General features: G+C 58.8%; 12 protein-coding genes. 4 read left to right on the plus strand and 8 right to left on the minus strand.

What is annotated here, in order from left to right:
- The first annotated feature begins 27 nt into the window (after positions 1 to 27).
- Both bioA and IM271_RS05555 read left to right on the plus strand, forming a co-directional pair.
- Positions 28 to 1,335 carry an adenosylmethionine--8-amino-7-oxononanoate transaminase gene (gene bioA / locus IM271_RS05550; protein WP_088204423.1) on the plus strand — a complete coding sequence of 436 codons (1,308 nt, stop codon included), beginning with the start codon at positions 28 to 30 and terminating at the stop codon, positions 1,333 to 1,335.
- Positions 1,336 to 1,383: 48 nt separating this feature from the next.
- On the plus strand, positions 1,384 to 1,860 hold the full coding sequence (locus tag IM271_RS05555; RefSeq protein WP_193030866.1) for a kinase inhibitor: 477 nt from the start codon (positions 1,384 to 1,386) through the stop codon (positions 1,858 to 1,860).
- An 84-nt stretch (positions 1,861 to 1,944) separates the two neighbouring features.
- Here IM271_RS05555 and hutH read toward each other — a convergent pair whose 3' ends face one another.
- The 5 genes from hutH to hutI form a co-directional block, all read right to left on the minus strand.
- Positions 1,945 to 3,465 carry a histidine ammonia-lyase gene (hutH, locus tag IM271_RS05560; protein ID WP_193052292.1) on the minus strand — a complete coding sequence of 507 codons (1,521 nt, stop codon included), beginning with the start codon at positions 3,463 to 3,465 and terminating at the stop codon, positions 1,945 to 1,947.
- Positions 3,462 to 5,150: a urocanate hydratase gene (gene hutU, locus IM271_RS05565; protein ID WP_063154684.1), complete on the minus strand. Its 1,689-nt coding sequence runs from the start codon at positions 5,148 to 5,150 to the stop codon at positions 3,462 to 3,464. The genes hutH and hutU overlap by 4 nt, the downstream gene beginning before the upstream one ends.
- 127 nt (positions 5,151 to 5,277) lie before the next feature.
- The gene (locus tag IM271_RS05570; protein WP_126326701.1) at positions 5,278 to 6,012 is read right to left on the minus strand and encodes a histidine utilization repressor; all 735 of its coding nucleotides are present in this window, start codon (positions 6,010 to 6,012) and stop codon (positions 5,278 to 5,280) included.
- A gap of 19 nt (positions 6,013 to 6,031) precedes the next feature.
- Positions 6,032 to 6,970: a formimidoylglutamase gene (hutG, locus tag IM271_RS05575; protein ID WP_193052293.1), complete on the minus strand. Its 939-nt coding sequence runs from the start codon at positions 6,968 to 6,970 to the stop codon at positions 6,032 to 6,034.
- Positions 6,967 to 8,187 (minus strand): imidazolonepropionase, encoded by a 1,221-nt coding sequence (gene hutI / locus IM271_RS05580; protein WP_226841092.1) that lies wholly within the window; start codon positions 8,185 to 8,187, stop codon positions 6,967 to 6,969. Before hutI ends, hutG begins: the two co-directional genes overlap by 4 nt.
- A gap of 224 nt (positions 8,188 to 8,411) precedes the next feature.
- On the opposite strand from hutI, the gene IM271_RS05585 reads away from it, so the two are divergent.
- Positions 8,412 to 9,695 (plus strand): putative acyl-CoA thioester hydrolase, encoded by a 1,284-nt coding sequence (locus IM271_RS05585; protein ID WP_193052294.1) that lies wholly within the window; start codon positions 8,412 to 8,414, stop codon positions 9,693 to 9,695.
- 55 nt (positions 9,696 to 9,750) lie between these two features.
- Here the strand turns inward: IM271_RS05585 and tisB are convergent, their stop codons facing one another.
- Both tisB and pgl read right to left on the minus strand, forming a co-directional pair.
- On the minus strand, positions 9,751 to 9,840 hold the full coding sequence (gene tisB / locus IM271_RS05590; RefSeq protein WP_023332440.1) for a type I toxin-antitoxin system toxin TisB: 90 nt from the start codon (positions 9,838 to 9,840) through the stop codon (positions 9,751 to 9,753).
- Between the two features lie 443 nt (positions 9,841 to 10,283).
- Positions 10,284 to 11,279 (minus strand): 6-phosphogluconolactonase, encoded by a 996-nt coding sequence (gene pgl, locus IM271_RS05595; RefSeq protein WP_041910746.1) that lies wholly within the window; start codon positions 11,277 to 11,279, stop codon positions 10,284 to 10,286.
- 140 nt (positions 11,280 to 11,419) lie between these two features.
- Here pgl and IM271_RS05600 point away from each other — a divergent pair, with 140 nt between their 5' ends.
- Complete coding sequence (locus tag IM271_RS05600) at positions 11,420 to 12,238, plus strand: pyridoxal phosphatase (RefSeq protein WP_045259940.1); 819 nt, start codon at positions 11,420 to 11,422, stop codon at positions 12,236 to 12,238.
- On the opposite strand, the gene modC is transcribed toward IM271_RS05600, so the two are convergent.
- The gene (modC, locus tag IM271_RS05605; RefSeq protein WP_028012403.1) at positions 12,239 to 13,297 is read right to left on the minus strand and encodes a molybdenum ABC transporter ATP-binding protein ModC; all 1,059 of its coding nucleotides are present in this window, start codon (positions 13,295 to 13,297) and stop codon (positions 12,239 to 12,241) included. It lies immediately after the preceding gene.

Here is a 13,297-nt window from a genome sequence, read left to right on the forward strand (position 1 = left end):
ATACTCGTAAACCTAAAACTTTTCAAAATGGTTTACAAGTCGATTATGACCCAGGACGATCTCGCCTTCGACAAGCAGCATATCTGGCACCCTTACACCTCCACGACCCGCCCGCTTCCCGTCTATCCGGTGGCCTCCGCCCACGGCTGCGAGCTGCATCTCGCCAGCGGCGAGCGGCTGGTTGACGGAATGTCCTCCTGGTGGGCGGCCATTCACGGATACAACCATCCGCGCCTGAACGCGGCGATGAAGGCCCAGATTGACCAGATGTCGCACGTGATGTTTGGCGGGATCACCCATCAGCCCGCGGTGGATTTATGCCGTCGCCTGGTGGCAATGACGCCTGAATCGCTGGAGTGCGTGTTCCTGGCGGATTCCGGCTCGGTGGCGGTGGAAGTGGCGATGAAGATGGCGCTGCAGTACTGGCATGCGAAGGGCGAAACGCGCCAGAGGTTCCTCACCTTCCGCAACGGCTATCACGGGGATACCTTCGGGGCGATGTCGGTCTGCGATCCGGACAACTCCATGCACAGCCTGTGGAAGGGCTATCTGCCAGAAAACCTGTTTGCCCCTGCGCCGCAAAGCCGCTTTGACGGCGAGTGGAACGAGATGGACATGGTGGGCTTCGCGCGGCTGATGGCGGCCCATCGCCATGAGATCGCCGCCGTCATTCTTGAGCCGATCGTGCAGGGCGCGGGCGGAATGCGGATGTACCATCCGGAATGGCTGAGGCGCATTCGCAAGATGTGCGACCGCGAGGGCATTCTGCTGATTGCCGATGAAATTGCCACCGGCTTTGGCCGCACCGGCAAGCTGTTTGCCTGCGAACACGCGGGTATCGCCCCGGATATTCTGTGTCTGGGCAAAGCGCTGACCGGCGGCACCATGACGCTCTCCGCCACCCTCACCACTCGTCAGGTTGCCGACACCATCAGCGACGGCGAGGCGGGCTGCTTTATGCACGGCCCGACGTTTATGGGCAACCCGCTGGCCTGCGCCGTGGCAAGCGAAAGCCTCGCCATTCTGGAGAGCGGCGAGTGGCAGACGCAGGTCGCGGCGATTGAGGCACAGCTGAAAGGAGAGCTGAGCGCCGCCTCGGGAGCGAATTTTGTGGCGGACGTGCGCGTGCTCGGTGCCATCGGGGTGATTGAAACCACCCGCCCGGTGAACATGGCGGCGCTGCAGCGCTTCTTCGTTGAGCAGGGCGTCTGGGTGCGGCCTTTCGGCAAGCTTATCTACCTGATGCCGCCGTACAGCATCACGCCGGAGCAGTTGCGTAAATTAACCGACGCGGTCGTAACAGCCGTTAACATTCCCGCGCATTTCGCGATTTAATCCCATGCGTTACACTTCCTGAACGAGTGAATAACGAGGGTAAACCGTATGAAAATCATCAGTAAAGATCTGCGCGACGGTGAAAAACTCCCCGAACGCCACGTTTTCAACGGCATGGGCTATCAGGGGGATAATATCTCCCCGCACCTGGCGTGGGACGACGTTCCTGCAGGAACCAAAAGCTTTGTCGTGACCTGCTACGACCCGGACGCGCCGACCGGCTCGGGCTGGTGGCACTGGGTTGTGGCGAACCTGCCCGCCGACACGCGCGTGCTGCCGCAGGGTTCCGGTTCAGACCTGGTTGCCCTGCCTGAAGGTGCCATTCAGACGCGCACTGACTTTGGTAAAGCGGGCTACGGCGGCGCGGCGCCGCCAAAAGGGGAAACCCACCGCTATATCTTCACGGTGCACGCGCTGGATGTGGAGAAGATTGAGATCGATGAAGGCGCGAGCGGCGCGATGGTCGGGTTTAACGTGCATTTCCATTCCCTGGGGAGCGCGTCGATTACGGCGATGTATTCCTGAAAAAAGCCGGGTGGCGGCTACGCCTTACCCGGCCTGGATTTCGCATTCGTAGGCCCGGTAAGCGCAGCGCCACCGGGCAAAACATCACAGCACCGAAGGTAGCAGTCCTACAAGGCGTCCCTCTTCCAGAAGCTGCATCGCCTTATCAATATCCGGCGCAAAGAAGCGGTCATCATCGTAATGCGTGACGTGCTCGCGCAGCACATGGCGCGCCTGCTCCAGCAGCGGGCTGGATTTAAGCCCTTCGCGCAGATCGATACCCTGACACGCCGCCAGCCACTCCACCGCCAGCACGCCGCGGGTGTTGGAGGCCATCTCCCACAGACGACGCCCGGCAGCCGGGGCCATCGAAACGTGATCTTCCTGATTCGCCGAGGTTGGCAGGCTGTCCACGCTGTGCGGGTGCGACAGCGCCTTGTTCTCACTTGCCAGCGCTGCGGCCGTCACCTGAGCGATCATAAAGCCTGAGTTAACCCCGCCGTTACGCACCAGGAACGGTGGCAGCTGGGACATGTGTTTATCCATCATCAGCGCGATACGGCGCTCGGACAACGCCCCGACTTCTGCAATCGCCAGCGCGATATTATCCGCCGCCATCGCCACCGGCTCGGCGTGGAAGTTGCCCCCGGAGACCACCTCGTTTTCCTCGGCGAACACCAGCGGGTTGTCGGAGACCGCGTTGGCCTCCACCAGCAACACTTCCGCCGCCTGGCGCAGCTGCGTCAGGCACGCGCCCATCACCTGCGGCTGACAGCGCAGAGAATACGGATCCTGCACCTTCTCGCAGTTATGGTGTGAATCCGCAATCTCACTCGTGTCGGTGAGCACGTGGCGGTACATGGCGGCGGCATCAATCTGCCCGCGCTGGCCGCGCACCGCGTGAATACGCGCGTCAAACGGACGACGCGAGCCGAGCACCGCCTCGGTGGTCAGCGCACCGCACACCACCGCCGACGCAAACAGATCTTCCGCGTCAAACAGGCCGCGCAGCGCAAAGGCCGTCGACGCCTGCGTGCCGTTGAGCAGCGCCAGCCCCTCTTTTGCCGCGAGGGTGACTGGCGTTAAGCCGGCTTTTGCCAGCGCCTCTTTCGCAGGCAGCCACTCGCCCTGCCAGCGCGCTTTGCCCTCACCCAGCAGCAGCAGCGACATATGCGCCAGCGGGGCGAGATCGCCGGAGGCGCCGACGGAGCCTTTTGCCGGGATCCACGGATAGACTTCTGCATTCACCAGGGCCATCAGCGCCTGGATCACGCTCAGGCGAATGCCCGAGAAACCGCGCGCCAGGCTGTTGATTTTGAGCACCATCATCAGACGGACAATCTCATCATCCAGCGGCTGGCCGACGCCTGCCGCGTGCGACAGCACCAGCGAACGCTGTAAGTTTTCCAGATCGTGCGTGGCGATGCGGGTCTGCGCCAGCAGGCCAAAGCCGGTGTTAATCCCGTAGGCGGTGCGCCCTTCGGCAACAATCGCTTCTACGCAGGCGACGCTGTCGTTTATCGCGGCGTGGGCGCTTTCATCAAGTGAAAGGGTGACCGGCTGGCGCCAGACGTTACGCAGCTGTTTGAGCGTCAGCGAGCCGGGAGTGAGTGTTAACGCGTTCATGCATGCTTTCCTTGTGTGGCAGGGATCATCGGCAGGTTCAGTCCCTGCTCTTTGGCACAGTCAATGGCAATCTCGTAACCCGCATCCGCGTGGCGCATCACGCCGGTTGCCGGGTCGTTGTGCAGCACACGGGCGATGCGCGCGGCCGCTTCATCGGTTCCGTCACAGACGATGACCATCCCTGAGTGCTGGGAGAAGCCCATCCCGACGCCGCCGCCGTGGTGCAGAGAGACCCAGGTGGCGCCGCTGGCGGTATTCAGCAGGGCATTAAGCAATGGCCAGTCGGAGACCGCGTCAGATCCGTCGCGCATGGCTTCGGTTTCACGGTTCGGGCTGGCGACGGAGCCGGAGTCCAGATGGTCGCGGCCAATGACGATCGGCGCGGAGACTTCACCGCTGCGCACCATTTCGTTGAAGGCCAGACCCAGCTTTTGCCGCCACTCCAGCCCTACCCAGCAGATGCGCGCCGGCAAGCCCTGGAAGCTAATGCGTTCGCGAGCCATATCCAGCCAGTGGTGCAGGTGTTCGTCGTCGGCGACGATCTCCTTCACTTTGGCGTCGGTTTTGTAGATATCCTGCGGATCGCCGGACAAGGCCACCCAGCGGAACGGGCCGATGCCGCGGCAGAACAGCGGACGGATATAGGCAGGCACGAAGCCGGGGAAGTCGAAGGCGTTATTCACGCCCATCTCTTTCGCCATCTGGCGGATGTTGTTGCCGTAGTCAAAGGTTGGAATGCCCAACTGGCTGAAGGCCAGCATCGCGGAGACGTGTTCCGCCATCGAACGCTTAGCCGCCAGTACCGTGCCTTCAGGGTCGGTTTCCGCTTTTTGCTGGTAGTCTTCCCACGTCCAGCCTTTTGGCAGGTAACCGTGCAGCGGGTCATGGGCGCTGGTCTGGTCGGTAACGAGATCCGGACGCACGCCGCGGGCAACCAGCTCCGGCAGAATATCCGCCGCGTTACCGCACAGGGCAATCGACATCGCTTTGCCTTCGGACGTGTATTTTTTGATGCGCGCCAGCGCGTCATCGAGATTCTCGGCCTGTTCGTCGACGTAACGGGTACGCAGACGGAAATCAATGCGGCTCTGCTGGCATTCAATGTTCAGCGAGCACGCGCCGGCCAGCGTGGCGGCCAGCGGCTGCGCGCCGCCCATCCCGCCCAGACCGGCGGTAAGCACCCAGCGGCCTTTCAGCGAGCCGTTATAGTGCTGACGCCCCGCTTCCACGAAGGTTTCGTAGGTGCCCTGCACAATCCCCTGGCTGCCGATGTAGATCCAGCTCCCGGCGGTCATCTGGCCATACATCGCCAGCCCTTTCGCGTCCAGCTCGTTGAAGTGTTCCCAGGTGGCCCAGTGCGGCACGAGGTTAGAGTTGGCGATCAGCACGCGCGGCGCGTTCTTGTGGGTTTTAAATACGCCAACCGGCTTGCCGGACTGCACCAGCAGGGTTTCGTCGTGTTCGAGTTCGGTCAGGGATTTTACAATTGCGTCATAGCATTCCCAGTTGCGTGCGGCACGGCCTATGCCGCCGTAGACCACCAGTTCGTGGGGGTTTTCCGCCACCTCAGGATCAAGGTTGTTCATCAACATGCGCAGCGGGGCTTCGGTGAGCCAGCTTTTGGCAGTAAGCGTGGTGCCGCGCGCGGCGCGGACGTCCTGCTGGCGGTATTTACCTGACGACATTGTGTGCTCCTCATAAGGGACAGATGATGCATTTAGATATACTTGTATAGACAAGCACACACAAGGTCGGATTTAACAAAAAAGATACAATTTTGTTATATTGCGTTAGCGATCACGCTTATAAAACTTATGACATAAAGTGGCCCTGAAGCCGGTAACGGTTCCCCGGGAAAAGCAGTCGGGCATGCGACACGATATGCGATGATGACCAGGTACGACGGCGGATCAGCAGGCACGGATCGTGTTCTTTAATGCGCAACAGCTCGCACTCCTGCGGTGTCGCGCGTACGGCCTCTACAATGTGCTCCCCTTCCGTGAGCGGTGCGACGAGCGAGAGATACGCGTGCGGCGTGGTGTGGGTGTAATCCTGGTTCAGGTATTCCGGTATCCGCTCTGCGTTGACGCAGCGATCTTCAATCTGCACCGGAATGTCGTTTTCAAAATGCACCATCACAGAGTGGAAGATGCGGCTACCCTCTTTGACATTTAGCTCAGCGGCCTGCTCGGCGCTGGCCTGGGTCTCTTCCAGCACCAGCACTTCGCAGCGGTGCTGATGATTACGCGAGGTTATCTCATCGGCAATGCTGCGGATTTCAAACAGGGCGGACTGCCCTTTCGGTTCCGCCACGAACGTCCCCACGCCCTGCAGGCGCACCAGAAGTCCTTCATCGGTGAGCTCGCGCAGCGCCCGGTTGACGGTCATCCGGCTAAAACCGAACTGCGCCACCAGTTCGGCCTCCGACGGAATGCGATCGTGCGGGCGCCAGACGCCGGTGGCGATTTTTTCGCTGATCGCCTGCTTCACCTTTTCATAGAAAGGCGCGGGCGGGCTCGGTTGCGGCAGGGGTGAGCGTGAAAACATCGTGACTCCTTTAATAGTGTTATGCCCACCAGTGAGCAATTTGCCAGGCCAGACGGGCGGCGAGCTTTGCGCCCTGTCCGTCCCGATCGTACTGCGGGTTAAACTCTACCAGATCGGCGGCCTGCAGCTTACCGCTGCGGCAGATTTGTTCAATAACCGGCATTAGATCCATTGCCGGGACGCCTAACGCCGCAGGGGCGGAAACGGCAGGCATTTCGCCCGCGGGCAGGACATCCAGATCGATTGTCAGATAGACACGATCGGCCTGTGCCAGCACCTTTTCCAGCGCCGATAATGCCTCGCGTCTGAAATGAAGATCCTCCACCAGCGTGACGTTCAGGCGTTCGGCCTCATCCCACAGAGCCTGGGTGTTCGCCGCGCGGCTGACGCCAAAGCAGGCGTAGCGAAACTCGCGCCCGCATTCATCACAGTATTGAGCCAGCTGACGAAACGGCGTACCGGACGTCGCCCGGTCGGCCTTGCGCAGGTCGAGATGCGCATCCAGGTTTATCACCGCCACGCGCTCGCCGGGGAATGCATCCAGAACACCCCGTCCATGCGCCCAGGCAGTTTCATGCCCGCCGCCAAAAACCAGCGTGCGCATCCCGGACTGCTGGCAGGCCGTCACGGCATGGCTTAACGCCCGCTGCGCGTGTTCAAGCTCATCGCCTTCAACGTACACCGAGCCCATATCCGCCAGCCGTTCGTGTCCCTGATGGCTTGCCATATTCGCCAGCGCTTTGCGCAGAATATCAGGGGCCTGCGCGGCGCCGGGCCTGCCCTGATTGCGTTTAACCCCTGCATCGCATTCAAAGCCTATCAGCGCGATGCCGGATGAAAGCGGCGTGAACTGCGCCTGCTGTTGTATCGTCTGGAAAATGCGCGTTGCATTGCTGGCTTCGGCGCTGTCGTCTCGCCCCTGCCAGACCGTTTCGGCGACGGGCCGCCATAACTTCATACTGCCTCCCCACGGAAAATACGTTGATACAGCGGATTGCGTCCCGGCTCGTAGACCATCTCTACCGGATGGTGAGCATCCCAGACGATAAAATCAGCGACAAACCCCGGCTGCAGCTGCCCGTGCGTTGCGCCGCGGCCCAGCGCCTGCGCCGCATGCCGCGTGACGCCAGCCCAGGCCTCTTCAGGGGTGAGGCCAAACTGGACGCAGGCCATATTCATCGCCAGGTGCAGGCTGGCAAACGGGCTGGTGCCGGGGTTATAGTCGGTGGCGACGGCCATCGGCACACCACGTTTTCGGAGCTGATCAACCGGCGGACGCTGGCGTTCCTGCAGAAAATAGAACGCGCCGGGGAGCAGTACCGCAACCGTACCGCTTTGCGCCATCGCCTGAATGCCCGCGTCGTCGAGATATTCGATATGATCGGCCGACAGTCCGTTATATTGGCTGACCAGCGCCGCTCCGCCCTGATTCGACAGCTGTTCAACATGCCCTTTCACCGGAATACCGAGCGCGGCGGCGGCCTGGAAGAGGCGCTCGGTTTGCGACGGGGTAAAGCCGACGTTTTCACAAAACACGTCTACTGCTTCATATAACTCTTTTTGCCACAGCGTGGGTAGGATCTGCTCACAGACCAGCGTGAGGTACGCATCCGGATCCTGTCGGTATTCCGGCGGAACCGCATGGGCCGCCAGCAGCGTTGGGCTGATATCAACCGGGTTATTGAGGCTCAGCTGGCGGGCAACCTGCAGCATCTTCTCTTCGGCCTCGGCGTTGAGTCCGTATCCCGATTTGATTTCAACGGTCGTTACACCTTCATTCATCAGACGCTGGAGCCGCTGCTGCGCCAGTTTCAGCAGGGTTTCCAGGGAACTGCTGCGCGTTGCCGTCACGGTGGCGTTAATCCCGCCCCCCTGAGCGCTGATGGTCTGGTAAGAGACGCCGTTCAGACGCTGTTCCCACTCCGCCGCGCGGTCGCCGCCAAATACCAGATGGGTATGGCAGTCAATCAGGCCAGGCGTGACCAGACGTCCCTCAAGATCGATGACGTGACGGTGTCCGGAAGGAAGGTCAGATTCAGGAAGCACGGCAAGGATAGTTTGGCCACGCACGACCAGCGCGTGCTGCTCTTTCAGGCCATAAGGCGCGGATGTACCGGGAACCATTGTTGCCAGGCGCGCATTTCGCCATATAACATCGTCAGGTTGAAGCTGCATGGGCATTCCACTTGTCATGGGTTGTATAGACATTTATTTGCATCCTTCGTCTGCTGTCAACCGCCTTAAGGGAAAATGTTATTTATTTGTGATGACTTTCCCGTCACCTCCGGGCAAAAAATACAACTTTTACCCTTTTTATCTTCCCGTTTCGCTCAACTTAGTATAAAAAAGCAGGCTATTTCGTCTATCCCGTAAAGACTTGCATACCCAGGAGCTTCACCTTGAACATTTCCAGGATTTCCCGTCTGGCGTTAGCGCTCGCCTTTGGCGTGACATTATCCGCATGCAGTTCTACACCACCGGATCAGCGTCCTTCTGAGCAGGTAGCGCCCGGTACCGCCTCCCGCCCGATTTTGTCCGCGGATGAAGCGAAGAATTTCGACCGCGCCCATTACTTCTCGGCGATGGATCCTAACGCCGCGCCGTGGACACCGTCTTCTATTAACCTGCCTAAACAGCCTGACTTCGTTGTTGGCCCGGCTGGCGCGCAGGGCGTAACGCATACCTCTATCCAGGCAGCGGTTGACGCGGCTATCACTAAACACAGCGCGTCTCGCCAGTACATCGCGATCCTGCCGGGTGAATACGAAGGCACCGTGTATGTTCCGGCGGCTCCTGGCAGCATTACGATTTACGGTCTGGGTGAAAAAGCCATCGACGTAAAAATTGGCCTGGCGATTGATTCCGAAATCGACAGCACCGCCTGGCGTCACCTGGTAAACCCGGCAGGCAAATATATGCCGGGCAAACCGGCGTGGTATATGTTTGATAACTGCCAGAGCAAGCTTTCCGCCACCGTTGGCGTGATGTGCTCGGCGGTGTTCTGGTCGCAGAATAATGGCCTGCAACTGCAGAACCTGACCATTCAGAATACCCTGGGTGACAGCGTGGATGCCGGTAACCATCAGGCCGTGGCGCTGCGTAGCGACGGCGATAAGGTGCAGATTAACAACGTCAATATTCTGGGCCGTCAGAACACCTTCTTCGTGACCAACAGCGGCGTACAGAACACGCTGCAGAACAACCGTCTGACCCGCACGCTGGTGACCAACAGCTACGTTGAAGGTGACGTGGATCTGGTGTCCGGTCGCGGCGCGGTGGTGTTTGATAACACCGATTTCCGCGTGGTGAATTCCCGTACCCAGCAGGAAGGCTATGTGTTTGCTCCGGCAACCCAGTCTAACCTGTTTTACGGCTTCCTGGCCGTGAACAGCCGCTTTAACGCGGCCGGTGACGGCGTGGCGCAGCTGGGCCGCTCCCTGGACGTGGACTCTGCGACCAATGGCCAGGTCGTTATCCGCGACAGCGTGATCAACGAAGGCTTTAACGTGGCGAAGCCGTGGGCTGATGCGGCTGTCTCCAAACGTCCGTTCTCCGGCAACACCGGTGCGGTGGACGATAAAGGAAACGTGCAGCGCAACCTGAACGACGCGAACTTCAACCGCATGTGGGAATACAACAACCGCGGTCTGGGCAGCAACGTGGTTGCTGAGCCGAAGCAGTAACGAGATGAGAGTAAAAGGGGGAGTTTAATCCCCCTTTTTACTGCGACTGAATGCGTCAGGCTCCAAACTTAAGATACGCATCCAATAGTTGCATAATCGCAACCATGAGTTGCAGGAACAGAATTGCCCATTCCACACCGCTCATACGCCACTCCTTTGGTATAGAGCACTTCTCCTCTGGTTTACCTTTCCGCTGCCTGTCACCAGAGGTGTGTTGGTTATGTTTTGATGTGCTCCGCAGTTTAGGCACCGTCGGCACCACCCGACAGCCAGGACTTAAAAAGGATCCTGAATTGCGGAACTGCAACACATCGAACCAACGCACAGAATGATATCAAATCACTACTGTACATAAAAACAGTTAAAACCAATTTAGGAATTTATAAAGCAAAAGCACTTAAGTGTCTGATTATTATTTATATACTATTCACCGATCATTCCGTGTTCTCCTTTGTTCGTTGACGATGAATTTACATCGCCTTGAGTCGACATTATGATGGCCCTGTTGGTTACGTTTTGATGTGCTCACCCGGCTACCACCGGGCATAAAAAAACCTCGCATTCGCGAGGTTTTTTGTTTTAAGCCGCTTAGTGCGCGTTAACCACCACCCACATTGGCCCCTGGCCTACAGCGTAGCGTCCTTTCTCTTCCAGCAGGCCCTGCTCGCCTTTGATTTCATACAGCGCGATGTGATGGGATTTCTGCCCCGCCGCAATCAGGTATTTACCGCTGTGATCGATATTAAAGCCGCGCGGCTGGGTTTCCGTTGGCTGGAAGCCCTCAATAGCCAGCACGCTGCCATCTTCGGAGACGCTGAAGACGGTAATCAGGCTGGAGGTGCGGTCGCAGGCGTAGAGATGACGACCATCCGGCGTGATGTGAATATCTGCCGCCCAGCGAGTGTCAGAGAAGTCAGATGGCATCATATCCAGCGTCTGCACGCACTCAATCTGGCCGTTTGGATCTTTCAGCTCCCATACGTCCACCGAGCTGTTCAGTTCGTTAACGACGTAGGCATATTGCTGGTTCGGGTGGAAGACCATATGGCGAGGACCTGCGCCCTCAACGGTGGTGACTTCCGCAGGATTCTGCGCCACCAGGTGACCATCGTCGCTCAGGGTGAACAGGCAGATTCGATCCTGCTTCAGCGCAGGCACCCACAGCGTGCGGTTGTCCGGGGAGATATTCGCCGAATGGCAGCCTTCCAGCCCTTCCACCACGTCGACAGTTTCTACCGGAATACCATCGTCAAGACGGGTCACGCTGACGCAACCGGCATTGTAAGACCCGCTAAAAATGAAGCGGCCTTTACGATCGGTCGAGATGTGGGTTGGGCTGCCCGGCAGTGGCGCTTCAGCGGTGTAGGTCAGCGCGCCGTCGTCAGGAGAGATGCGGTAGGCTAGCACGCGAAACTCCGGGCGCACACCCACGTATAAGAAACGTTTATCCGGGCTGACGACCATCGGTTGCACCTGGCCCGGCACATCAACAACCTGAACCAGCGTGAGCGAACCTTCTGCATTCAAGCGCCAGACGTGGATCTGCTGACTTTCAGGACTGGCGGTATAAACGGTTTGTTTCATGAATACTCCTTTCCTCACTGCACGTGAAAGTGATTATTTTTAACGGTGAATGCTGAATTTTAGCCAGGAATTTTGCAGCGATTTACTCTCGGTGTAACATCCCCTGAGACCTAAAATTCAACATTAACCCGGAAGAACAAATGACCTCGCGTGTGATTGCACTGGATTTAGACGGAACATTACTTACCCCTCAGAAAACCCTGCTCCCCTCCTCCCTTGAAGCGCTTAAACGCGCGCAGGAAGTGGGATATCAACTCCTTATCGTAACGGGTCGACATCACGTTGCCATTCACCCTTTTTATCAGGCACTGGCGCTGGATACACCTGCAATTTGTTGTAATGGCACTTATTTGTATGATTATCAGGCAAAAAAGGTTTTAGCCTCCGACCCGCTGCCGGTTCCCCAGGCGCTGCAGCTGATTGATCTGCTGGATGAGCATAACGTTCACGGCCTGATGTATGTGGATAACGCGATGGTGTACGAGCGCCCAACCGGCCATGTGGTACGCACCAGCAACTGGGCGTTGTCCCTGCCAGAAGCGCAGCGTCCGGTCTTTACCCAAGTTTCCTCTCTGCGTCAGGCGGCCCAGGACGTTGAGGCTATCTGGAAGTTTGCCCTGACGGATGAAGACACCACCAAACTGAATACCTTCGCGAAACACGTCGAGGACACGCTGGGGCTGGAGTGCGAATGGTCCTGGCACGATCAGGTGGATATTGCCCGCAAAGGCAACAGCAAAGGCAAGCGCCTGACGCAGTACGTGGAATCGCAGGGCTGGTCAATGCAGGACGCGATCGCCTTCGGCGACAACTACAACGACATCAGCATGCTGGAAGCCGTCGGTACGGGCGTGGCGATGGGCAATGCCGACGACGCGGTAAAAGCGCGCGCTAACGTGGTGATTGGCGACAACACCACCGACAGCATCGCGCAGTACATCTATACCCACCTGCTGTAATCAGGCGGTGATCGAAACGCTCTTGATTTGCGCGTAAAGCCACAGGCCGGGCTTGATTGCTAACTCATCCCTGGCCCACGGGCTGATGCGCGCCCAGAGCGTCCTGCTGCCCACGTCGAGCTTCACCTCCACTTGCCCGTTATCATCAAAACATTCCGCCACTTTGGCGCGCAGAATATTTCGAATACTGGTTTGCAGCGGCGGCTGCAGCACCAGCGAGACGTCCGATGCCTGGATGCGAATCCGCAGCGCGGACTGCAACGGTTTGTCGATCTTATTGACCCAAAGATGCTGGTCGCCCAGCGCCAGGGCGGTCATCGCGTAGTGCGGATGATGCTCCAGAACGCTCACCTTCAGGATGCTGCTCTGCTGCTCCCTGGGTAACCAGGGGTGCATCACGCTACTGCCCCACACCTCTTCCAGGTTGCCGAAGGCCTTCACGCTGCCCTCTTCCAGCACCAGCACTTTGTCGGCCAGATGCAGGATCTCATCCAGCGAATGGCTGACGTAGAGCATCGGAATATTAATTTCGCGGGTCAGACGCTGCAGGTAAGGCAAAAGCTCGCGCTTGCGCGGTATATCCAGCGAGGCCAGCGGCTCGTCGAGCAGCAGCAGTTCGGGGGCGGTCAGCAACGCGCGGCCTATAGCCACACGCTGTTTCTCCCCGCCGGAGAGCGAGGACGGCAGCCTGTCGAGCAGGGGTTCAATGCCTAAAAGCGTCACCAGCTTATCAAACTGCCCGGCCATGCTTTTCGCCATGCCGTAGCGCAGGTTGCCGCGCACGCTGTAGTGCGGGAATAAGCGCGCGTCCTGAAAAACATAGCCGATGCGGCGCTTATCCGGCGAAAGGTAAATCTTGTTCTCCACGTCATTCAGGACGCGGTTGTTCAGGACAATGCGCCCTGACTGCGGGCGCGTCAGGCCGCTGATAGCGTTAATCAGAGACGTTTTACCCGCGCCCGACACGCCGAAGACGGCGGTGATGCCGCTTGCAGGCAGCGTCTCGTTAAGCGTCAGAGTATGGTTTCCCAGCGTCTGGGTGAAATTCAGTTCCAGCAT

The organism is Enterobacter cloacae complex sp. I3, from assembly GCF_014896175.1.
Classification (GTDB): Bacteria; Pseudomonadota; Gammaproteobacteria; order Enterobacterales; family Enterobacteriaceae; genus Enterobacter; species Enterobacter bugandensis.